The following is a 22,358-nucleotide window of genomic DNA, read 5'->3' as shown; positions in this document are numbered from 1 at the left end:
CTTCCGGTTCTCTTCCGCTATCTCTTGCTCCGACACGCCTTCCAGGACCGCCATAAGCGCGGCTGCATCCTGTTTGGCCAAAGACCGTCTCACGGTCTCCCACACCTGCGGCAAATGACCGACAAAGCGTTTCAAATCACGCGCCACATGAAAGCGGTCCAGCATGTACAGACATTGGTGAAAGTAGGATGTACATTCCCCGATCCACGCCGCGCCGTCTCCGTTCACCACAAGCCACGTGTTCTCGTCGATTTCGTAACGCTCCACCAGAAAGTCCCCGAACCCTTCCCAGAAGTCGCCGCCGCTCGTATGCAGGTAATGCTGTTTGTTCTTCAGCTGTACCCGCTTGCCGTTCTTCTCCCAGCCTTCGTGTACGACTGCAATTGCGTTCTCCATCCCGCGCTTTTTGCTCCGCTGCAGCTTCGTGTACAGCCCATCCACTTCCACGAACAGCACGCGGGCAGCGCGCCGTTTCACCGCTGGCATCGGCTGTTGCGCACGCTCCATCAGTTTTTCCCTGATCGCTTGGTGGCTCAGCACATTGTAGCCCAAAAGCTGCTCCAGCCGCTTTGCGCTGTCCCGGTACGACGGTCCTTGGCTTGCGAATGCGATTGCTGTCTCTTCCAAATGCGGACTGACTTTCCCGCGCCCTTCGAATTGCAACAGCTGATCCAGCAGATACACGTGTTTGCCGCTTCTACGGTCACAGTACAATCTCCGCTTAAAGCGCACATTCCCGAACACTGTGTTGACGCTTGTTTCACGCTCGTCCTTTACTCGATAACGCTCTCGGTCCCGTTCCTCCAGGATCTGCTGATCCAGCGCCTCCAGTACCTGCTTCATCGCACGAGCGAATTCCTCCTGCATTTTCCGGAAAATCCATTGCTCAATCTCTTTCATCGTCGGCATTATTGTGGTAAAGTGGCTCACAGGAGCTTCCTCCTTCTTGGTGTGTTGTGCGTCAAACATCACTTTACCAAGGGAGAAGCTCTTTTTCTATATCCGCTTTTTCCAATTCCTACACCCACAGAGATTTTACACTATCTGCTCGATTTTATGCATCCAATTTAATCCAACCTTATCCGCTTAAAAATCTTCCACAACAAAACTCAACATCAGTAGAAACTCGAACATAAGCTGATCAAAGTAAATATGTATCAACGCAAGCTTACGAAGAAGTAGCCGACCGCGATCAGCGGCGATCTTAACGATATAAAGATCCTCTAAGGCTCAGCCTTCCCCAAATCATAAGAAAAACGTCTATCGACCTACATTCAACGTAGACAGACCGCGTTTAGTGGAAGTTTTTCTTGCGATATCAGGATGCCAATGCCCCGAAGTTTATACTTTCTGGCGTGTAATATAATCAAAATATAAAGAGGAAATCCCCAGCGACTATCGAAGAAAGAAGCACCTGACAGGGAAGCTTCAATCTTACCTACCAACCACAGGAGGTTAAAGTCGCATGGGGAAATCCTCGCACATTCAAGGCCGTAAGGGAACTAAGTTCAGTCAACAGCTAAGGGGCGTTAACCTGGAGCAAGTCCTCATCGTTGCAATCGATGCGGCCAAGCTCCACCAAAAAGCCTTAATATGCAATTATTTCGGCGACATCATTGAAAAACCCTTCTTTTTCTCAGCGAATAATTCTGGTATGGAGCTGCTTTGCAAGAAGATTAATCAAGCGGTTACAGCCACAGAGGCTGTTCGCTTGTTCCTGGGTATTGAGGCAACAGGCCATTACTTATGAAGACATCGTCCGCGAGATGGCGAAACGAGGGTACCACGTTCAGATCTTGAATCCGTATACCACCTTCGAGGAACGCGCCGGCGCACTGAATTGGTGCAAAACAGATGATCTTGATCTTGTGGCCATCGCCCATGCCATCAAAAGCAACAAAGCCACTGAAAACCAGCTTTTGAATGGCGTACAGCGTCAGCTCCATGTCTTGACTCGAGCACGGCGCTCAGAGACACGGAAGCGTGCTTCCTTGCGTACAGAGATTCGAGCACTTATGGACCTCATCTGGCGCGAGTACCAAGGATATGCAGATTATTCAGCCGGTAGAGCTCGAAAAATCAAAGTATTCAGTGACTTCTGGGGGAAAGCCTCGCTCTTCTTCATGGAGCATTATCCACACCCCGCTGCTGTCCTGAAACTAGGGGAGACCGGGCTACGGAAGCTCTCGATTCAGCATAATCTCAAATTGCGAAACACCACCATCCAGAAGCTCTTGCACGTCGCTGAACAAGCGTTATCGAGAAACTTACAGGAACTTCGGCCTGAGCTTATGTTACTGAAAATGAAGCTACGTGACTTACGAACATTTGATGCCAAAATTAATGTTTTGGAACAAGAGATCGAGAACCTTCTCCTTCAGACAGACGGACGACTGCTTCTTACCGTCCCGGGCTTAGGAGTGACTACCGCGGCTGAGCTTTATGCTGAAATCGGCGATGTATCTCAGTACTCGAACGCAAACCAGTTAATTAAGAAAGCTGGCACAAACCCCATTGTTAAGCAAACAGGTGGCGGCAAAGGCTCCTACCGCAAGATTTCCAAACAGGGAAACGATCACCTTCGTTATGCGGTATATCTAGCAGGTAAGAGTCTCTGCATGCATAATAAGGACCTTAAGCCTTTCTATGATCGTCTGAAGGAAAAAGGAAAACATGAACGAGCCATCTTTGTTGCAATGGGTAATAAGATGCTCAAAGTCGCTTTCGCCATGCTGCGAGACCGTTTACCGTTTCAATCGCAGTGCTCTGATTATCACATCCTTGATGAGGTCAATAAGAAGTTGAACTTCAATTGCGTTATGCCGACACTAGCGGTGGCCTAACTAAGCAAGATCTTGGAACCGGTCTTTCTGGGACTGAGGGAAGATCGGATCACTTTCTTGGAGACCTTGGATCTCGTATGTCAGCTTTATCCACCTCGCCCTGTGAATGCGAATTGTACGTTAGCGTATACTCTGCACTCAGCCAGATTGCATCGCAGGATTGAAAAAACGAGGCTATTTCCTTTCAAGTCCGAGAAAGGCCGGTTTCAAGCATCGCTTCTCTGTCAGTTGCTAACTTTTTTGAAAATCTGGGTGGTTAGGTGTGTTTGGGTTACCCAGAAACCTAAAAATTCTACTTGACATAGTACGCTGATATTAATCGGGTAGGAGGCTACCCATTAATTGGGCAGCCGACCTCCCACACCACCGTACGTACCGTTCGGTATACGGCGGTTCCATTAGGAATGCGCAGTAACTTGTCGATAATAATCAGAAAAGAAAAGGAATCCGAGGTTCTTCAGCCTATTGTTACCGAGGGACTTCGAGAGGATTGGGCTATTGGAGATTCTCCAATAGCCCTTTCTTGTGTTTGCGTATTCCCACGCCTTCTGTTCATGAATTCCGAGCGATATAAGCCTTTCGAGTTTCGTCCTCACTCGTTTCCATTGCTTCCAGAAGACCATTCGGATACGCCTTCTCATCCATTTATCAGTGGTTTGGAGTAGTTGTTTCATGTCAGCAAGCTTGAAATAATTTACCCATCCCATGATGTAACGCCTAAGCTTCAGCGCCCGGTCGGTGTTGCCCATTCCGTTGCTTCTCGACGTTAGCTCTTTCACTTTAGCTTTCATCTTGGATACGGATTTGGGATGGATTCTGACCCGCGTTTCCCCTTTGCTCTGGTAGAATGAGAAGCCAAGAAATTTAACTTTTGTCGCATCGTCCACGATCGTTTTCTCCCGGTTTACCTTGAGAAACAACTTCTTCTCGATGTAAGGGAGAATTTTCGTCAGGGTACGCTCCGCACTCCTCCTGCTCCGGCAGAATATGAGCATATCGTCTGCGTATCGCACGAATCGATGTCCTCTTGCTTCCAGTTCCTTGTCCAATTCATTCAGCATGATATTGCTGAGAATCGGACTTAGGTTCCCTCCCTGCGGTACGCCGATTTCCGTGTCCTCAAACTTATGCTTCACGACGACTCCCGCCCGGAGATACTTATGGATGAGCGAGATCACTCGTCCGTCTTTGATCGTTCTTGAAAGCACCTCGATGAGCTTGCTTTGGTTGACGGTGTCAAAGTATTTCTCCAAGTCCATATCCACCACGTAACGATATCCCTCTTGCACGTATTGTTGGCTTCGTTTCATCGCGTGGTGTGCGCTCCGTTTGGGTCGGAATCCGTAGCTGTTGTCTGAAAACTGCCTCTCATAAATTGGCGTAAGCACTTGGGCGATTGCCTGCTGGATGACTCGGTCAACCACTGTTGGAATGCCAAGGTTTCTCTTCTTTCCGTTCTCTTTGGGAATCTCTACCCTTCGAACGGGATTCGGGCGGTACTTGCCGCCCAAGATCAGTTGCTTGATGGTCTCGCCGTTGTCTCTGAGATATTGTAGAAGTTCATCTACTCCCATCCCGTCGATTCCGTGCGATCCCTTGTTCGCTTTGACTCTCTTGAATGCTTCGTTCAAGTTGTCCCTGCTAACGATTTTCTCAAGCAACCGGTCCTTCGACTCGGTTGCGTTGGTGTCGTCGGTTTCGGTTATCCTCGCAGGACTGTGCACTCCCGCATATCCTTCGTGTTCCGCACTATTCTTTTGCAGAGAGTCTTCCGTTAGAAGTTGGCTGCCCTTGGCTCCTGTTTCGGTAACTTTCATTGACTTCACCTCCTAAGGTTCAGCCCTTCCCTCGAACCGTCGACTGTTCGCGGTACTATGGCGTCTGCTGACTTCTCATGATAAATCTTGTTTCAACCGTGATTCGAAGTGCATCTCCTCACGTCCATGAGACCTCCCACGGTAAGACGATTCACTTTCCTTCCATATACCCACATCATTTACATTGGTACGTCCGTGTAGTTAATTGGACTTCGTCTTGTTTAGCAGACTCATCCCGTATCCTATGCCTGATGATGTTCGTGTTCCTTGGGCCGGAAGTTTGCCTCCAGCTTCCTTTGGATTCCACCTCGCGGTGGACACCCTTGCTCTTGGCTAGTGGTTGGTAACTACAAACCCCCACAGTGGACTTTCACCACCTAGTTAATCGCCATGCGTGGCACACTAAAAAACAAGCCCAGCCTAATAGCCGGGCTTGTTCTATTCCAAACTCTTATTCCGCAGAACGCATATGCGGGAACAGCAGTACGTCACGGATAGAAGCCGAGTCGGTCAGCAGCATCACCAGGCGGTCCACCCCGATGCCCAAACCACCGGTCGGCGGCATCCCGTACTCGAGAGCACGGATGAAGTCCTCGTCCATTTCATGCGCTTCATCATTGCCTTGCTCACGCTCAAGCAGCTGTGCTTCGAAACGCTGACGTTGGTCGATCGGGTCGTTCAGCTCCGTAAAAGCGTTAGCATGCTCACGAGCTACGATAAACAACTCAAAACGATCCGTAAACCGCGGATCCTGCTCGTTCTTCTTCGCCAGCGGCGAGATCTCCACCGGATGTCCGTAAACGAACGTCGGTTGGATTAACGTCTCCTCCACAAATTGCTCAAAGAACGCGTTCAAAATATGACCGTACGTCATATGCGGCTCCACCGGAACATTATGCTCCTTAGCCAAACGATGCGCTTCTTCATTGCTCATTTGCACGCTGAAATCGACGCCGGTTACTTCTTTAACCGCATCAACCATAGACACGCGACGCCATTGCGGCTTCAAGTTAACCTCATGCCCTTGGTAGTGCACCACTTGAGTCCCCAGCACTTCCTGCGCGATATGGGAGATCAGATTTTCCGTGAGCGCCATAATATCTTTATAGTCGGCATACGCTTCATACAGCTCGATCATCGTAAATTCCGGGTTATGACGCGTCGAGATCCCCTCGTTCCGATAGACCCGGCCGATTTCATAGACTTTCTCCAAGCCGCCAACGATCAGGCGCTTCAAGTGAAGCTCGATCGCGATCCGCATATACAACTGCATGTCCAACGCATTGTGATGCGTAATAAACGGACGGGCGGCTGCACCGCCGGCAATGTTATGCAGCGTCGGCGTTTCCACTTCCAAATAGCCGAGGGAATCCAGGTAACGGCGCATCGATCGGATGATCTGCGAACGTTTGATAAACGTCTGCTGCACTTCAGGATTCACGATCAAGTCGACATACCGCTGGCGATAACGCAGCTCGACATCTTTCAAGCCGTGATATTTATCCGGTAACGGATACAGCGACTTCGACAGCACCTCTAGGTCCTTCACCTTGATCGTCGTTTCGCCGGTTTTGGTCTTGAACACCTCACCGGTTACCCCTACGATGTCCCCAAGGTCCAGAATGCTGAACGCCTGATACTTCACTTCAGGCACGCTGTCTTGACGGACATAAATCTGAATTTTGCCCGACAAGTCTTGCAGATGCGCAAAGCTGGCTTTACCCATGACCCGTTTAGCCATGATTCTTCCAGCGATGGTCACCTCGACGTGCTTCTCCTCCAATTCTTCCTTGGACAGCCCGTCATATTGCCGGAGAATGTCACCCGCCATATGGGTGCGTTCATATTTTTTGCCAAAAGGGTCGATCCCAAGCCCGCGCAGCTCGTCCAATTTATCACGGCGAATTTGCAGCAGCTCGCTGACCTCCATCGCTTCCTGGTTATTAATCTCTTCGCTCATTACCCTACTCCACTCCTTAATCCAGCTGAATTTGCTCGCCGACAAAAGAAACAGTGAAAGAAGCCTCCGCTGGGGAAGCTTCTTCTCTCGCTCATTCCGCCTTACTTCTTAATGTCCACGATTTTATATTGAATCACGCCTGCCGGAACGTTGACGTCCACGATGGCGCCTTTTTTCTTCCCAAGAATGGCTTTGCCGACAGGACTTTCATTCGAAATTTTGTTCTGCATCGGATCGGATTCCGCGGTCCCGACGATCGCATATTCCATCGTATCGCCGAATTCCAGATCTTCCACCGTCACGATCGAACCAATGCTTACCGTATCCGTGTCGATTTCATCGTTGTTGATGATCCGCGCGTTGCGCAGCATTTTCTCCAGAGTGATGATCCGTCCTTCAATAAATGCTTGCTCGTTCTTGGCGTCCTCATATTCCGAGTTCTCGCTGATATCCCCGTATCCGATGGCAACCTTGATCCGTTCCGCGACTTCACGGCGTTTCACGGATTTCAAGTTCTCCAATTCTTCTTCCAGTCTTTTCAGACCGTCTTGGGTAAGGATAACTTCTTTATCGCTCATCTCAACCGATTCTCCTGTCATGGAAAAAATTTTCGCACGGTACGTGCGGCACCTGAAAACTCCCCTGGAAAACGAACGATTCCCAAAAGGAATGGTTCCTTTGCCATACCACCGCCGCCCAGGTGCATGGAAGCGCTCGCTTCCGGCCACAGTGATCACTTCGATTCTTGCTTGTTGTGTTAATTATATGCAATATGTGATAAGGGTCAGACCCTCATATGGGAGAGACTGGCACTTGAGGCGAATTTATATTGTGAAATTATAGGTGAACGATTCCGAAATGTCAATGACGCCCGATTTTACAAATGTAAACGTTTCATGTATAAGAGGTCCCCCCATGAGAGGACACCCCTCTCCACTTCAAACCTTAGGCGGACACCTCATCGCGCACCGTTCCCGCCGCCAAGTCGGCGACAAAATTCTCAAGAATCCGCACCATCTCATCCCGGCGGTTTTCTTCCATTATGAGGTCTTTGATGCGCGCCGCACCTTTCAACCCTTTCAAATACCAAGCCAAATGCTTGCGCATCTCGCGAACAGCAACAAGCTCGCCTTTCAGCGCCGCTAAACGGTCCATGTGCAGGATGGCAATGCGAATCTTCTCCTCCGCATCCGGCTCAGGAAGCAATACGCCTGTTTTCAAGTACTCGACGGTCCGGTACAGCATCCAAGGGTTGCCAAGCGCCCCGCGACCGATCATCACACCGTCGCAGCCGGTCTCATCCAACATCCGTTTCGCATCCTCGGGTGTCGCCACATCGCCGTTACCGATGACGGGAATCGACACCGCTTCCTTCACCTGGCGGATGTAACTCCAGTCCGCTTTACCGGTGTACAATTGCTCCCGAGTCCGGCCGTGAACGCTCACGGCTTTGCCGCCGGCTCGCTCAACCGCTTTGGCGTTGTCCACGACGTAGATGTGCTCCGCATCCCAACCAATGCGCATTTTCACCGTGACTGGCTTGCTTACCGCATCCACAACCGCCGCAACCATTTCGTATATTTTATTCGGGTCAAGCAGCCAGCGTGCGCCAGCGTCGCATTTCGTCACCTTCGGCACGGGGCAGCCCATATTAATATCGATGATATCGGCATTGGTTTCCTGATCGACGACTTTCGCCGCTTCTACGAGCGACGCGCGATCCCCGCCGAAAATTTGCAGGCTAAGCGGCTTTTCCCGCTCGTCCACAAAGAGCATTTCTCGAGTCCGCTTATTGCCGTGAAGGATTGCTTTATCGCTAACCATCTCAGCGCAGACAAGCCCTGTCCCAAATTCCTTGGCAATCAGACGGAAGGCCGGATTACATACGCCTGCCATCGGGGCAAGTACGACTTGGTTCTTCAATTCCACATCGCCAATCTTCAGCAAGATGGTTCCCTCCCATGCAATAAAATAGTTAAATCAGCGGTTCACTTCAGATCAGACTTTAGCTCCGCTAAGGATATTCCTAAACATTGTGCAATTTTAGTTAACATTTGATCATCTGCCCGGCGGTTCCCCCGTTCTACCGCGCCCAATAAGGCCAGGGATACGCCGGACTTCTCAGCCAGCTCTTGCTGGGTGAAGCCTTTTAGCTTTCGGAAAGCGCGGATGCGCTGTGCCAGTTGCATGTTTTCCAAAACCGGACGCCTTCCTTTCCATCTAAGTTGTCTAGGGCATTGTGAATCCGTTCAAACAGCCCGGAAGGCTCTCCTTCCGGCACGATGTCGGCCAAGGGAATGAGCACAAAAGCTCGCTCCATCATCCGCGGGTGCGGTAAGGTCAGAAGCGGTGTGTCCAACACCCTGCCGCCGGCCCATAACAAATCCAGGTCCACCGTCCGCGGCCCGAAGCGGATCGTACGCTCCCGTCCCAGCCGCAGCTCGATATCCAGCATGAAGGTCAGCAGCGCCTCAGGATCCAGCGACGTCCGGACAGCAACGGCCATATTCACAAAACAAGGCTGATCCAAATAACCTACCGGATCCGTCTCATATAGATTGGAGCAGCGCAATACCTCGATCTCAGGATGCTTCTGCAATTCCGAGATCGCCTGCATCAGGGTGGCCTCGCGGTCGCCCAGATTAGCCCCTAAAGCAATATAAGCCTCTGAAAGCTCAGAGGGAGATGTCGTAGTCATAAATATTAGCTCACTTTCTGGAACGATACAACTCGACCGTCACACCGTCAAAATGCACATCAAACGGCGGATGCGGCTTCGTAACTCGAACCGTTAACGCATCTACCCTAGTATAAGTGTCCAATACCGCAGATGCAATATGCTCCGCCAGGGCTTCGATGAGTTTGAAGCTTTTCTTCTCAACGATACCCTTGACCAGTTCATGCACTTCGGCATAATTTACCGTTTGAGTTAAGTCGTCGTTAACCCCGGCCTGCTGCAGATCCAGCGCGAGCTCCAAATCCACGTAAAAGCGCTGGCCGAGCTTACGCTCTTCCTCAAAAACACCATGGTACCCGTAATATTCCATGCGCCGCAGCACCATTTTATCCATTCATTTCAGCTCCCTTTACCGGCAAATGGGTCAAGCGTACACGATCGCATCACACATCTGCACGGTTTGCTTGATCTCCTTCACGTCATGAACGCGGACAATCTGACAGCCCTGCGCAATCCCCAGCGCCACGGTGGCCGCCGTTCCGAACACCACCTCATCGACCGGAAGGTCTAAGGCGGTACGAATAAATCGTTTACGGGACGTGCCAAGTAGCAGCGGGAACCCCAATGCCGCTAATTCGTCCAGCGCCTTCATCACGCGCAGATTCTCGAGATCGTCCTTGGCAAAACCGATGCCGGGGTCCAAAATGATATTTTCATCCTTAACGCCAGCCTTTCGAGCGATCTCCACACTCTCCCGCAAATCCGCAGCCACATCGGCAAGCAAATCGCGGTAATTGCGATCATGGCGGTTATGCATCAAAATCACCGGACAACCAAACTCCGCCGCCACTTCCGCCATCCGTGCCTCCGCCTTAAAGCCCCAGATATCATTAATGATATGCGCCCCGGCCTTCAACGCTTCGTACGCCACCTGCGCCTTGTACGTATCCACCGACAACGGAACGTGAGGAAGCTCGCGATGGAGTGCCTCGACGACAGGGATGACCCGTTCCAGCTCTTCCTGTTCACTTACGGGCACATGGCCCGGCCGCGTCGACTCCCCGCCGATATCAATGATATCCGCGCCCTCCGCAACCATCTCACGGGCATGCTGAACGGCAAGCTCCACATTATTGTAACGACCCCCATCGGAAAAAGAGTCCGGCGTCACATTCAAAATCCCCATCACCAGCGTGCGATCCCCTAATGTCAAAGAGGCCTCGCCCAGTTGGTAGCTTCGCTTATAAATGATCGGCTGCATCGCCACTCCTCGCTTTCTCCCTATATTTCCCCAACAACAGGCGCGTCATTGGTCCGATTTGCCCAGTCCCCACCGTGCGCCGCAACGTCCCTTGGCCGCCGGGCTGGCCGGGCTCTACCAGTTTCGTCACCGGCACGAGCTCCTGAATCGAATTCGTCAGAAAGACCTCGTCGGCCGCCAGCAGCTCGTCCCAAGTGTAGCGGCCTTCCTCCGCCGCAATCCCCTGCTCGGCCGCCAGCTCCAGCACCCTAGCGCGAGTAACGCCGGGGAGAATGCCGGTTTTCACATCCGGCGTATATAATCTACCATTTCGCACAAAAAATACATTGCTGACGATTCCCTCCGCCAGCCAGCCATCCGCCGTCAGCAACAGTCCCTCAGCGGGTGCAGCGGCAGGTCTACTCCCATGCGCATGCGCCGCAGGAGCATCCGCCGTGTGCTGTGCCTCGCGTTCCAACCGGGCGAGTTCGCGCTTCGCCAGCACGTTGTTCATATAATGCAGCGACTTGAAACGAACCTCGCCCTCCGGCGTATTCCGAGGCGTTGCCAGCCGCCACAACGGCTTCCCGTCCGTGTACAACGCCGCACTCGGCTCCGGCAGCGGCTTCACGTAGATCACGACCCTCGGCTTCTCGTAGTCGCCGGCAGGCAAGCCCAACGGCCCCTCGCCAGCCGTTACCGTATACCGAATGTAGCCTTCTTCCAATCCGTTCCGCTCGAGCAGCTCGGCAATTTCCGCTTCAACCCGGCCAAGATCAGCCTGGTACGCCATCCCGAGCGCCCTGCAGCCCGCCTCCAGCCGCTGTAGATGCCGATCCAGCAGGAACGGCCGCCCTCCGTACGTGCGGAATGTCTCGAATAACCCGATCCCGTACATAAAGCCGTGATCCATCACGGAGATCACGGCTTGATCGACCGGGGTCGGAACGCCATCCACCCCGATGTAATTCATGCTTTGGCTTCCGCCTTTCGGTTCAGGAAGTTACGGAGAATTTGGTGCCCATGCTGGGTAATGATCGATTCCGGGTGGAACTGCACGCCCTCGACGGCATACTCTTTGTGGCGCAGCCCCATGATCTCCCCTTCCGCCGTCTCTGCGGTAATCTCCAGGCAATCCGGCAGACTCTCGCGCTCCACAATCAGTGAATGGTACCGCGTAGCCGTGAAGGGCGACGGCAGGCCGGCAAACACCGATTCTCCCTGATGGTAAATGGGCGACGTCTTCCCATGCATCAGCCGCTCGGCACGGATCACCTTGCCGCCAAAGGCTTGACCGATCGCCTGATGCCCCAGACAAACGCCAAAGATCGGGATAACCCCTTTAAAATGCTCAATCAAATCCAGCGTAATCCCGGCCTCATTGGGCGTACACGGGCCGGGGGATATTAAAATATGATCCGGCTGCAAAGCCTCAATACCCGCAAGATCGATCTCATCGTTGCGGCGGACAGTTACTTCCTCGCCTAACTCACCTAAATACTGCACCAGATTGTACGTGAAAGAATCATAGTTGTCGATCACTAAAATCATCTCATCTCATCTCCTGTCCTAGACTTTGTCCAGCTGGCTCTTCTTAAGTTCTTAAGTCTGTTGAACGGCCAGAGCAACGGCTCTGGCTTTGTTGAAGCATTCCCTGTACTCACGGTACGGGTCCGAATCGATGACGATGCCGGCACCCGTCTGCAAGTAGCCGACGCCGTCCTTCGCGACCAGCGTACGTATAATAATATTTAATTCGATATTCCCGGCATAGTCAATCCATCCCATCGCGCCGGTGTAGGGGCCTCTCGTAACAGGCTCCAGCTCCTCGATGATTTCCATCGTCCGCACTTTAGGCGCTCCGGTGATCGTTCCTCCGGGAAAAACAGCCGCAATCGCATCATAAACTGAATGATCCGAACTCAGCACCCCTTCAACCTCGGAGACCAAATGCATGACATGCGAGTACCGCTCCACGGCAAACAGCTCGCTGACCCGCACCGTCCCGTACTCCGCTACCCGGCCGATATCGTTGCGCAGGAGGTCGACCAGCATAATGTGCTCGGCCTGCTCTTTCTCGCTGGCAAGCAGCTCCGCCTCCATCTGCTGATCCTCCTCCGGCGTATGCCCCCGCCGTCTCGTCCCCGCAATCGGTCGGGTGCTGATCCGTCCTTGCTCCACCTTCACCAGCAGCTCCGGCGAAGCGGACACGAGCTGGAAGTCAGGGAACCGGAGCAGGCCCATATACGGCGAAGGATTCAACCTGCGCAGCTGCTCGTACACCCGCTCCGGCGAAGCGGCCAACGGAAAAGCCTGGCGCAGCGAAAGATTCACCTGGAATACGTCGCCGGCCGCGATATATTCCTGCACCCGACGCACCGCCGCTTCAAACGCCTCCCGCGTCATTGAGACGGACATGCGGCGGCGTTCCAGCTCCTCGTCGGTAAGCGAAGAAGGCTCTGCCGAACCTGCTGCGTCTACCGGGCCTGTCGCCGACGCATAAAAGCTCTTCCAACGGTCAGCCATTCGCATAGCCCGCGCTTCAGCGAGGTGATAGCTGTCACGCAGCTGATCCGGTGACGCCGACGCGATCGGGACATGGACGATGCAATACACGTCGCCTTCCGCTTGATCGATCACCCACAGCTCCTCCAACCGCATCCAGACGTAATCATCCAGGCCAAGATCGTCCTGCGCCAGGTTCGGCAGCCGCTCCAGCGATCGCGCTACGTCATAGGCGAGATAACCGACGGCCCCGCCGCTGAACTTGGGCAAACCCGGCCAACCTGGAGAACGGAACGGTTCCATCCAGTCCCGCAACAGGTCGAGCGGCTTGCCCGACACCACCGAAACTTCTCCTGAAGCGAGATCCTCCACCACGGCCTGATCGCCCTTGCCGCGAAGGACGGAGACCGGATTTAACCCCAAGAAGGTATAGCGTCCAACCTTGCCGCTTTCCAATACAAAGGCATACGGCCCGGCTTCCTCCCAAGCCCTGGACCAGTCCTCAGGCAAGCCGGCAGCCGCCAGCGGAATTTTGACCGCGAAGGGCAGCATCGTCCAGTTACCCGTGTCTGCCCATTCTTTCCATTGCTCCCAAGTCATTATCTTTTTCATCAAGCGCGCTGATCCCCCACATTTTCAGCCTGAAGAAGCTCTAGTCTTATTGGAAGCTAGTATACTAGAAGACGCCCTATAAGGAAAACACCTATCGCGAAAAATAAAAGACCCCAGACCGTTCGGTTGGAACGGCCGGGGGTTGTCATCGCTCTTACCGCGAAACGATTAAGCTTCGAAATTGTACAGCGGCGTGCTGAGATAGCGTTCGCCGTTACTTGGAATGACGGCAACGACACGTTTACCTTTACCCAGTTGCTTCGCGACTTTTAATGCAGCAAACACTGCAGCACCGGAGGAAATGCCGGACAGAATCCCTTCCTGTCTTGCTACAATACGCGCTTGCTCAAACGCTTCTTCGTTCTCGACATGAATGATTTCATCATAAATTTCACGGTTCAAAATTTCCGGAATGAAGTTCGCGCCAAGGCCTTGGATTTTGTGAGGACCTGGTTTACCGCCAGCCAAAATCGGCGATGCTGCCGGTTCAACTGCGTAAATTTTCAGATTCGGGAACCGTTTCTTTAATACTTCGCCTGCACCGGTAATCGTACCGCCTGTACCGATCCCTGCAACAAATGCATCCAGGCGTCCGTCCAGCGATTCGATGGCTTCAACGATTTCCGGACCCGTCGTCTCGCGGTGGATCTTCACGTTCGCCTGAGTTCTAAATTGGTCTGCTAGGAAGTAATCCGGATTAGCGGCCAGCAGTTCTTCTGCTTTCTTCACCGCACCGTTCATACCTTCAGCCCCCGGCGTGAGGACAAGCTCTGCCCCATAAGCGCGCAGCAAGTTGCGGCGTTCCAAGCTCATCGTTTCCGGCATGACGATTACGGCTTTATAGCCTTTGGCTGCCGCCACCATCGCGAGGCCAATCCCTGTGTTACCGCTGGTTGCTTCGATAATCGTGCCGCCTGGTTTCAGCTTGCCGGCTTTTTCTGCTTCTTCTACAATGCTGATCGCAATCCGGTCCTTCACGCTGGAGCCTGGGTTTTGGTATTCCAGCTTCACGTAGATTTCGGCGCTGTCCTCCGGTACAACCCGGTTCAAACGGACCAGCGGCGTATCTCCGATCAATTCCGTAACATTGTTCACGACTTTTGCCATATCAAATATCCTCCCTTTGGATAAAAATAACCAAGTCGATCTGGCTGCCCACAAATGAAAGCTGAGATAATTTAGGATGCACGATTCATCGACTTTCATTTATTTCCGAGTAAATAAGTTGGTTTTCTAATTATAATCTTAACAACGCCGATCGGAGTTGTCAAGAAAAGTCACAAAAAATACTTTGCTTTCAAGGGACTTTTGCCCCCCGATCGCAAAGTATCTTGGACCTACCCAGCGGGTTAAGGGATACAGGCTCCCAGTATATATTTTTCTCTTGGCAATCTTATTTCTCGGTTTTGGCGATCAACTGGTCGATTTCCTCCGGCGTAAACAAGTACGGCTCATTGCAGAAATCGCACACAACCTCCGTCTCTTTTCCTTCATCCCGCAGCTCCTCCAGCTCCTGCTTGCCCAAGCTGATCAACGTGCGTTCAACCCGTTCCCGGGAACAGTTGCAGGAGAATACGATGTCCATCTCCTCCAGAACCTGCACATCCTTCACAATCCAACGAAGCATTTCGTCCAGCTCCAGCCCTTGGTCAAGCAAAGCCGTAACCGGCGGAAGCTGTCCAATAGCCTTTTCGATCGAATCAATCTCCGAATCGCTTAAGCCTGGCAGCAGTTGAATGATAAAGCCGCCGGCCACGATCACCGAGTTATCCACGTCCACCAAGACACCGAGTCCAACAGCGGATGGAGTTTGCTCCGATACGGCAAAATAATAGGTGAAATCCTCGCCCAGTTCACCGGAAATCAGCGGTACGCTCCCGCGATAAGGCTCCTTGAGCCCCAAATCCTTCGTGACATGGATAAACCCTTCGGTGCCGACTGCCCCGCGCACGTCCAGTTTCCCTTGGCTGTTGCTTGGCAAATGGACATGCGGGTTCTTGACGTAGCCGCGCACTTCGCCCTTGGCGTTCGCATCGGCAATGATTTGTCCGATCGGTCCGTCGCCCTTCACCTGAACGGTCAGCTTATCCTCGCCCTTGAGCATCGCACCCATCATGGCAGCAGCGGTCACCGTCCGCCCCAAAGCTGCGGTTGCCGTCGGATAGGTATCATGCCGGCGGCGCAGTTCCTCCACCAGCTGGGTCGTCCGCACCGCGAAGGCGCGCACTTTCCCGCCCATGGCGATCCCGCGGATTAACCGGTCTTGCTTATTGTTTTGGTCCATGTTGCGAAGGACCTCCTTTCATCCCTTAAAGGTCAATCAAACCCTTATTCTTCCCATGATCTATTATCCGCATTATTGATTGCGCTCGTAAATAATTCGAAGACCCTCCAAAGTCAATTGCGAGTTAACCTCCTCGATGGTGCGCGTTTCGCTGGCGATCAGCTCGGCTAACCCTCCGGTGGCAATAACCTTTGGTTTCGCGCCCATCTCCCGGGCAATCCGCTCAACAATGCCATCAACCTGGCCGGCATAGCCAAAAATAATCCCCGCCTGCATCGCATGCACCGTGTTGCGGCCGATCACCTTCTTCGGCTTCTCCAGTTCGATACGCGGCAGTTTGGAAGCGCGCTGATACAGCGCTTCGGTCGAGATGCCGATCCCCGGCACAATCGCGCCGCCAAGGTAATTGCCCGCAGCATCGATACAGTCAAACGTAGTGGCTGTGCCGAAGTCAACAACCACCAGCGGCCCGCCGTATTTCTCGATGGCAGCCACCGCGTTGACGATCCGGTCGGCACCAACCTCGCGTGGATTTTCGTAGCGCAGGTTTAGCCCGGTTTTGATGCCCGGACCCACGACCAGCGGCTTGTGATGCAAATATTTATCGCACAGCTCTTCCAGCACGTGCATTAACGGCGGAACAACCGAAGAGATGATCACGCCTTCCATCTCACTTGCCCGGATGCCCACCATATCAAACAGATTATGGATCAATACGCCGTACTCATCCACCGTGGCTTGACGGTTCGTGCTAATGCGGAAATGATGGAGCAATTCCTTGCCCCGGTAAATCCCCAGCACGATATTCGTATTGCCTACATCGACTACAAGGAACATGCGCCTGTTAAGCCTCCTTTTTGCCGTTCAGGTCCAAACTGATATCCAGGCTTTCAAAAGAATACGTCAACCGTCCCACGGAAATGACGTCTACGCCGCTCTCAGCAATGCCTCGGATCGTTTCCAGCGACACGTTGCCCGACGCTTCCACCGTCACATGCGGCGCTTTCGCCTTGATTCGGCGCACCGCTTCCTTCATCAGATCGGGCGCCATGTTGTCAAGCATAATGATATCCGCTCCAGCTTGCAGCGCTTCCTCGACCTGCTCCAGGTTTTCCGTCTCCACCTCAATGGTCATCGTGTGCGGAATCTGAGCGCGGGCGCGGCTGACCGCTTGGGTGATCCCCCCGGCCCCTTTGATATGATTATCCTTGATCATCACCGCGTCATACAACCCGAAGCGGTGATTCGAACCTCCGCCGGTGCGGACAGCATACTTCTCCAGCATCCGATGTCCCGGCGTCGTCTTGCGCGTGTCCACCAAGCGGGTTGGCAGGCCGCCAAGCGCCTCGACGAACATGTTCGTCCGCGTAGCGATACCGGACAGACGCTGCAGCAAATTCAGCGCTAACCGCTCCCCGATTAATATGCTATGCGTGCTTCCTTCGACTTCAGCCAGAATCGTACCTTTCTCGATGCGTTCGCCATCCTTCACGTGCGGCGTAAACGTCAGGCTCGGGTCCACGATCTCAAAGACGAGCTGAGCCACCGGCATTCCGGCAACGATGCCGCCCTGCTTGGCGTGAATGATCCCTTTGGATTCATGGCCGGCAGGGATCGTGACGGCGGTCGTCACGTCCCCGGAGCCTACGTCCTCCTTCAGCCAGCCGCGGATGGACTCCACGAGCCCTTCATGATATCCATTAAACATCATCGCTAATTTCCTCCAACATTCCTTGATCCCGCTGCCACAACAAATGCTTGCGCCACTTCGCGTCATTGCGTTCCGGGAAGTCCTCGCGGTAATGTCCGCCCCGGCTCTCCTCGCGGGCCAGCGCCGCTTTGGCCAGCAGTAGCGCGCAGGTCAACATATTGGCATACTCCCATTGGTCACGGGTATGCAGCGCCTGACTAAAAATCGCCTTGTGATTCTCCAGCTCCTCGATGCCCTTGGCAAGCCCCTCTGCCGTGCGGCGCAGGCCAACGCGGCGCACCATCGTCTTCTGCAGGTCGAGACGGCGTTCCACCAGCGAGAACGGGGCCGGCGCCATGCGGCCGCCATGGTAAACAACAGTCTCGCCCGTTCGAGTGCGCGGCGGCAGCTCCTGAATCCGCTGGATAATCCGGCGGCCGAACACAATCGCTTCCGACAACGAGTTGCTGGCGAGCCGATTGGCGCCGTGTACGCCGGTCGACGAAACCTCACCGCAGGCGAACAACCGTTGCACGCTCGTCTCGCCATAATGGTTGACGCGAACGCCTCCCATCATATAATGCGCTGCCGGAGCGACCGGAATCCAGTCACTTGTTAAATCGAGCCCATAACGCAGGCAGGTTTCGTAAATCGTTGGAAAACGGGCCTTGATCTTCTCCGGATCTTCATGCGTGATATCGAGATAAACGATACTTGCCCCCGCCGCTTCCATCTCGCTCACGATCGCCCGCGCTACGATATCCCGCGGCGCCAGCTCCAGCAGCTCATGGTATTTGCTCATGAACCGCTCGCCTTTAATATTCCGCAGCACGGCCCCTTCGCCGCGAACTGCCTCGGAAATGAGAAACCGCGGGGCGCCCGGGTAACATAACGAAGTCGGGTGAAATTGAATAAACTCCATATCACGCAGCACCGCTCCCGCCCGGTAAGCGATAGCAACACCGTCCCCCGTGGCTACCTCGGGATTGGTCGTATAGCGGTACAGCTGCCCGGCTCCGCCGGAGCATAAAATCGTAGCATTTCCGCGTAAGAACACACGCTGCCCGTCAGGCCGCTGCACGAGCGCCCCCAGGCATTCGTTCTCCTCCGTAATCAAATCGATCACATAATGATTGTCCCAAACCTCGATGTTAGGATGGGCGTCCGCCTGCTCGGACAGGGCTCGCACGATCTCATACCCCGTCGCGTCCCCATGCGCATGCAAGATGCGGCGATGGCTATGCGCTCCCTCTTTCGTCAGAGCCAGCTCCCCGTTTTCCAGATCGAAGGCCGTGCCCAGCTTCATCAGTTCTCTAACGCCTTCCGGCCCTTCATTTACGAGAATGTCAACCGCTTTGGAGGAGCATAATCCCGCGCCGGCCAGCAGCGTATCCTGACGGTGATAGGCCGGGGAATCGTCCTCAGAGATCACGGCGGCAATCCCGCCCTGCGCATACCGGGTATTGCTTTCCAGCATGGATTTCTTCGTGACTAGGATTACGCGATTCTTTTCACTTGCTTTGATAGCCGTAAAAAGACCAGCAATCCCCGAACCGATCACAATCACATCCGTATCCACGACCGTCAATCGGCTTGCCTCAAAATCAACCAAATATTGTGGAATCACGTTCGTCACCTATCTTGAACAAGAGAGTAGCGCATGCTACTTAACTTGTAACATGCGCTCTAAGGATAATCTGGCTTTGTCGGCAACGACGGGTGGTACGTAAATTTGCGGTTGCATCGTTTCCAGGCATTTCACCAGTTTCTTCAGGTTATTGACTTTCATGTTCGGGCATACCAGATATTTCGTGGCAAAATGGAACGTTTTGTCCGGGCTGTCTTTACGCAGCTGATACCCCGTTCCATCCTCCGTGCCCACGATAAACTCCTTCGCGGAGGAATTTTTGCAGTAATCGATGATCGCCGTGGTGCTGCCCACGAAATCGCCCATCGCCACCACTTCCGGACGGCATTCCGGATGCACGACAAACTCGGCGTTGGGATATTTCGCTTTCATCTCAACGACGTCTTTCACGGTCAGCATATCATGCGTGTTGCAGTAGCCTTCCCAAATAATCAGCTTCTTGTCAGTATGTTGCTGCACGTAATGGCCAAGGTTCTTATCCGGCACCCAGATAATTTCGTCCGCATCCACGGAGTTAATTACCTTCACCGCATTGGAGGAGGTGCAGCAGATGTCCGTTTCCGCTTTAATTTCTGCGGAAGAGTTAATATAGGTCACCACTTTGGCGTTCGGGTGTTGAGCCTTTAGCTTGCGCAAGCCTTCGACGTTCACCATATCGGCCATTGGGCAGCCCGCACGTTCGTCAGGAATAAGCACCGTCTTGTTCGGCGCCAAAATCTTAGCGCTTTCGCCCATGAAATGCACGCCGCAGAACACGATCGTATCCGCATCCGTCGAAGCGGCCTTCTGAGCGAGCAAAAAAGAATCGCCCCGGAAATCCGCTACCTCTTGAATTTCATCCCGCTGATAATAATGCGCCAGTATGATGGCATTGCGTTCTTTCTTGAGCTGAACCAGTCTTTCCCGCAATTCGCGGTTCATTTCGGCTTTACGCTCAAGCGCTAGAGCCTCCACTTGAATTCCTCCCCCATAAGCTCATGTATCGTCTGTTGCTGTATTAACCCCATCCTGGCTCTCTATCTCTTCGCGTCGTCCGGGATTCTTGCTGCGTTGTATGACAATCCTGCGTGAAACGGCAAGAACGTATTAAATTTCACACGGTGTTTACCAACTAATTTACACAAGGTGAAAGGCACTGTCAATGCGCCGTCCGGGTGCGTATAGCCCCAATAGCCTTTGATAATGCAGGAAAAATAAGGATTACCGAGGGGATACGCGCGTTCAGGAATAACTAAAATTTTAAGAAAAAGACCTTTGATTTCTCGTCCCCATCAATGTATTCGATTTTTCGCATACAAAATACGGCTTACGCCAATATTCCCGGATTCTATTCGGTTTTTCATACAGAATTTAGGTATACCTCAGCTTATGGTGCAAATATATACGAAATTTCATATAGATTCCGTTAAAATCACCAGATCCGCCAAACTGTATTCGATTTTTCGCATACATCTGAACGTAAGAAAAACGTCTATCGACGTACATTCAATGTAGCCAGACCGCGTTTAGCGGAAGTTTTTCTTGCGATATCAGGATGCCGATCCCCCGAAGTTTATACTTTCTGGCGTGTAATATAATCAAAATATAAAGAGGAAATCCCCAGCGACTATCGAAGAAAGAAGCACCTGACAGGGAAGCTTCAATCTTACCTACCAACCACAGGAGGTTAAAGTCGCATGGGGAAATCCTCGCACATTCAAGGCCGTAAGGGAACTAAGTTCAGTCAACAGCTAAGGGGCGTTAACCTGGAGCAAGTCCTCATCGTTGCAATCGATGCGGCCAAGCTCCACCAAAAAGCCTTAATATGCAATTATTTCGGCGACATCATTGAAAAACCCTTCTTTTTCTCAGCGAATAATTCTGGTATGGAGCTGCTTTGCAAGAAGATTAATCAAGCGGTTACAGCCACAGAGGCTGTTCGCTTGTTCCTGGGTATTGAGGCAACAGGCCATTACTATGAAGACATCGTCCGCGAGATGGCGAAACGAGGGTACCACGTTCAGATCTTGAATCCGTATACCACCTTCGAGGAACGCGCCGGCGCACTGAATTGGTGCAAAACAGATGATCTTGATCTTGTGGCCATCGCCCATGCCATCAAAAGCAACAAAGCCACTGAAAACCAGCTTTTGAATGGCGTGCAGCGTCAGCTCCATGTCTTGACTCGAGCACGGCGCTCTGAGACACGGAAGCGTGCTTCCTTGCGTACAGAGATTCGAGCACTTATGGACCTCATCTGGCGCGAGTACCAAGGATATGCAGATTATTCAGCCGGTAGAGCTCGAAAAATCAAAGTATTCAGTGACTTCTGGGGGAAAGCCTCGCTCTTCTTCATGGAGCATTATCCACACCCCGCTGCTGTCCTGAAACTAGGGGAGACCGGGCTACGGAAGCTCTCGATTCAGCATAATCTCAAATTGCGAAACACCACCATCCAGAAGCTCTTGCACGTCGCTGAACAAGCGTTATCGAGAAACTTACAGGAACTTCGGCCTGAGCTTATGTTACTGAAAATGAAGCTACGTGACTTACGAACATTTGATGCCAAAATTAATGTTTTGGAACAAGAGATCGAGAACCTTCTCCTTCAGACAGACGGACGACTGCTTCTTACCGTCCCGGGCTTAGGAGTGACTACCGCGGCTGAGCTTTATGCTGAAATCGGCGATGTATCTCAGTACTCGAACGCAAACCAGTTAATTAAGAAAGCTGGCACAAACCCCATTGTTAAGCAAACAGGTGGCGGCAAAGGCTCCTACCGCAAGATTTCCAAACAGGGAAACGATCACCTTCGTTATGCGGTATATCTAGCAGGTAAGAGTCTCTGCATGCATAATAAGGACCTTAAGCCTTTCTATGATCGTCTGAAGGAAAAAGGAAAACATGAACGAGCCATCTTTGTTGCAATGGGTAATAAGATGCTCAAAGTCGCTTTCGCCATGCTGCGAGACCGTTTACCGTTTCAATCGCAGTGCTCTGATTATCACATCCTTGATGAGGTCAATAAGAAGTTGAACTTCAATTGCGTTATGCCGACACTAGCGACGGCCTAACTAGTTGCTCCTGAAAAAGTCGATTTTCA

21 protein-coding genes (1 of these 21 only partly in view) are annotated in these 22,358 nt (G+C 52.6%); 3 read left to right on the top strand and 18 right to left on the bottom strand.

Translation table 11 applies throughout. From position 1 onward, the window contains the following. On the bottom strand, positions 1 to 930 hold the 5' portion of the coding sequence (locus ACL02P_RS18450; protein ID WP_412837013.1) for an ISLre2-like element ISTco1 family transposase. The gene continues 417 nt to the left of window position 1, outside the view; only the first 930 of its 1,347 coding nucleotides appear in the window; it begins with the start codon at positions 928 to 930; its stop codon lies beyond the left edge, outside the window. Positions 931 to 1,465: 535 nt separating this feature from the next. Here ACL02P_RS18450 and ACL02P_RS18445 point away from each other — a divergent pair. Further along, complete coding sequence (locus ACL02P_RS18445) at positions 1,466 to 1,750, top strand: hypothetical protein (RefSeq protein WP_412837834.1); 285 nt, start codon at positions 1,466 to 1,468, stop codon at positions 1,748 to 1,750. Then, positions 1,725 to 2,843: an IS110 family transposase gene (locus ACL02P_RS18440; protein WP_412837833.1), complete on the top strand. Its 1,119-nt coding sequence runs from the start codon at positions 1,725 to 1,727 to the stop codon at positions 2,841 to 2,843. The genes ACL02P_RS18445 and ACL02P_RS18440 overlap by 26 nt, the downstream gene beginning before the upstream one ends. Positions 2,844 to 3,241: 398 nt before the next feature. Here the strand turns inward: ACL02P_RS18440 and ltrA are convergent, their stop codons facing one another. The 17 genes from ltrA to nadA all read right to left on the bottom strand — a co-directional run bounded on the left by ltrA (position 3,242) and on the right by nadA (position 20,230). Further along, entirely contained in the window at positions 3,242 to 4,660 is a 1,419-nt protein-coding gene (ltrA, locus tag ACL02P_RS18435; protein ID WP_068693838.1) for a group II intron reverse transcriptase/maturase, read from the bottom strand. Positions 4,661 to 5,111: 451 nt separating this feature from the next. Beyond that, on the bottom strand, positions 5,112 to 6,620 hold the full coding sequence (gene lysS / locus ACL02P_RS18430) for a lysine--tRNA ligase (RefSeq protein ID WP_009226296.1): 1,509 nt from the start codon (positions 6,618 to 6,620) through the stop codon (positions 5,112 to 5,114). A gap of 101 nt (positions 6,621 to 6,721) precedes the next feature. After that, a complete protein-coding gene (gene greA / locus ACL02P_RS18425) occupies positions 6,722 to 7,198 on the bottom strand; it encodes a transcription elongation factor GreA (RefSeq protein WP_009226297.1) in 477 nt (158 codons plus the stop codon). Positions 7,199 to 7,565: 367 nt separating this feature from the next. Continuing rightward, the gene (gene dusB / locus ACL02P_RS18420) at positions 7,566 to 8,567 is read right to left on the bottom strand and encodes a tRNA dihydrouridine synthase DusB (protein ID WP_260071854.1); all 1,002 of its coding nucleotides are present in this window, start codon (positions 8,565 to 8,567) and stop codon (positions 7,566 to 7,568) included. Positions 8,568 to 8,608: 41 nt separating this feature from the next. Further along, on the bottom strand, positions 8,609 to 8,818 hold the full coding sequence (locus ACL02P_RS18415; RefSeq protein ID WP_009226299.1) for a helix-turn-helix domain-containing protein: 210 nt from the start codon (positions 8,816 to 8,818) through the stop codon (positions 8,609 to 8,611). Continuing rightward, positions 8,770 to 9,318: a 2-amino-4-hydroxy-6-hydroxymethyldihydropteridine diphosphokinase gene (gene folK / locus ACL02P_RS18410; RefSeq protein ID WP_009226300.1), complete on the bottom strand. Its 549-nt coding sequence runs from the start codon at positions 9,316 to 9,318 to the stop codon at positions 8,770 to 8,772. Before folK ends, ACL02P_RS18415 begins: the two co-directional genes overlap by 49 nt. A gap of 10 nt (positions 9,319 to 9,328) precedes the next feature. Continuing rightward, the gene (gene folB, locus ACL02P_RS18405; protein WP_009226301.1) at positions 9,329 to 9,691 is read right to left on the bottom strand and encodes a dihydroneopterin aldolase; all 363 of its coding nucleotides are present in this window, start codon (positions 9,689 to 9,691) and stop codon (positions 9,329 to 9,331) included. 30 nt (positions 9,692 to 9,721) lie between these two features. Beyond that, entirely contained in the window at positions 9,722 to 10,558 is an 837-nt protein-coding gene (gene folP / locus ACL02P_RS18400; RefSeq protein WP_036646185.1) for a dihydropteroate synthase, read from the bottom strand. Next, complete coding sequence (locus ACL02P_RS18395) at positions 10,539 to 11,510, bottom strand: aminotransferase class IV (RefSeq protein ID WP_009226303.1); 972 nt, start codon at positions 11,508 to 11,510, stop codon at positions 10,539 to 10,541. Before ACL02P_RS18395 ends, folP begins: the two co-directional genes overlap by 20 nt. Beyond that, positions 11,507 to 12,088: an aminodeoxychorismate/anthranilate synthase component II gene (gene pabA, locus ACL02P_RS18390; RefSeq protein ID WP_260071852.1), complete on the bottom strand. Its 582-nt coding sequence runs from the start codon at positions 12,086 to 12,088 to the stop codon at positions 11,507 to 11,509. The genes ACL02P_RS18395 and pabA overlap by 4 nt, the downstream gene beginning before the upstream one ends. Positions 12,089 to 12,139: 51 nt before the next feature. Then, positions 12,140 to 13,654, bottom strand: a complete 1,515-nt coding sequence (locus ACL02P_RS18385; protein ID WP_260071855.1) for an anthranilate synthase component I family protein — start codon at positions 13,652 to 13,654, stop codon at positions 12,140 to 12,142. Between the two features lie 168 nt (positions 13,655 to 13,822). Beyond that, the gene (cysK, locus tag ACL02P_RS18380; RefSeq protein ID WP_260071851.1) at positions 13,823 to 14,761 is read right to left on the bottom strand and encodes a cysteine synthase A; all 939 of its coding nucleotides are present in this window, start codon (positions 14,759 to 14,761) and stop codon (positions 13,823 to 13,825) included. A 286-nt stretch (positions 14,762 to 15,047) separates the two neighbouring features. Further along, the gene (gene hslO / locus ACL02P_RS18375; RefSeq protein ID WP_339300881.1) at positions 15,048 to 15,938 is read right to left on the bottom strand and encodes an Hsp33 family molecular chaperone HslO; all 891 of its coding nucleotides are present in this window, start codon (positions 15,936 to 15,938) and stop codon (positions 15,048 to 15,050) included. 72 nt (positions 15,939 to 16,010) lie between these two features. After that, positions 16,011 to 16,775, bottom strand: coding sequence for a type III pantothenate kinase (locus tag ACL02P_RS18370; RefSeq protein WP_009226308.1), 765 nt, complete (start codon positions 16,773 to 16,775; stop codon positions 16,011 to 16,013). A 7-nt stretch (positions 16,776 to 16,782) separates the two neighbouring features. Further along, positions 16,783 to 17,649, bottom strand: coding sequence for a carboxylating nicotinate-nucleotide diphosphorylase (nadC, locus tag ACL02P_RS18365; protein WP_009226309.1), 867 nt, complete (start codon positions 17,647 to 17,649; stop codon positions 16,783 to 16,785). Then, positions 17,639 to 19,255: an L-aspartate oxidase gene (gene nadB, locus ACL02P_RS18360; protein WP_260071847.1), complete on the bottom strand. Its 1,617-nt coding sequence runs from the start codon at positions 19,253 to 19,255 to the stop codon at positions 17,639 to 17,641. Before nadB ends, nadC begins: the two co-directional genes overlap by 11 nt. Positions 19,256 to 19,291: 36 nt before the next feature. Next, on the bottom strand, positions 19,292 to 20,230 hold the full coding sequence (gene nadA / locus ACL02P_RS18355) for a quinolinate synthase NadA (protein WP_009226311.1): 939 nt from the start codon (positions 20,228 to 20,230) through the stop codon (positions 19,292 to 19,294). Between the two features lie 722 nt (positions 20,231 to 20,952). On the opposite strand from nadA, the gene ACL02P_RS18350 reads away from it, so the two are divergent. Next, complete coding sequence (locus ACL02P_RS18350) at positions 20,953 to 22,329, top strand: IS110 family transposase (protein WP_009227146.1); 1,377 nt, start codon at positions 20,953 to 20,955, stop codon at positions 22,327 to 22,329. The last annotated feature ends 29 nt before the right edge of the window (positions 22,330 to 22,358 follow it).

This window comes from Paenibacillus sp. MB22_1 (assembly GCF_047200555.1).
Lineage (GTDB): Bacteria > Bacillota > Bacilli > Paenibacillales > Paenibacillaceae > Fontibacillus > Fontibacillus phoenicis.
Note: the sequence above shows the minus strand (reverse complement) of the source record. Positions and strands in the feature narration are given on the sequence as shown.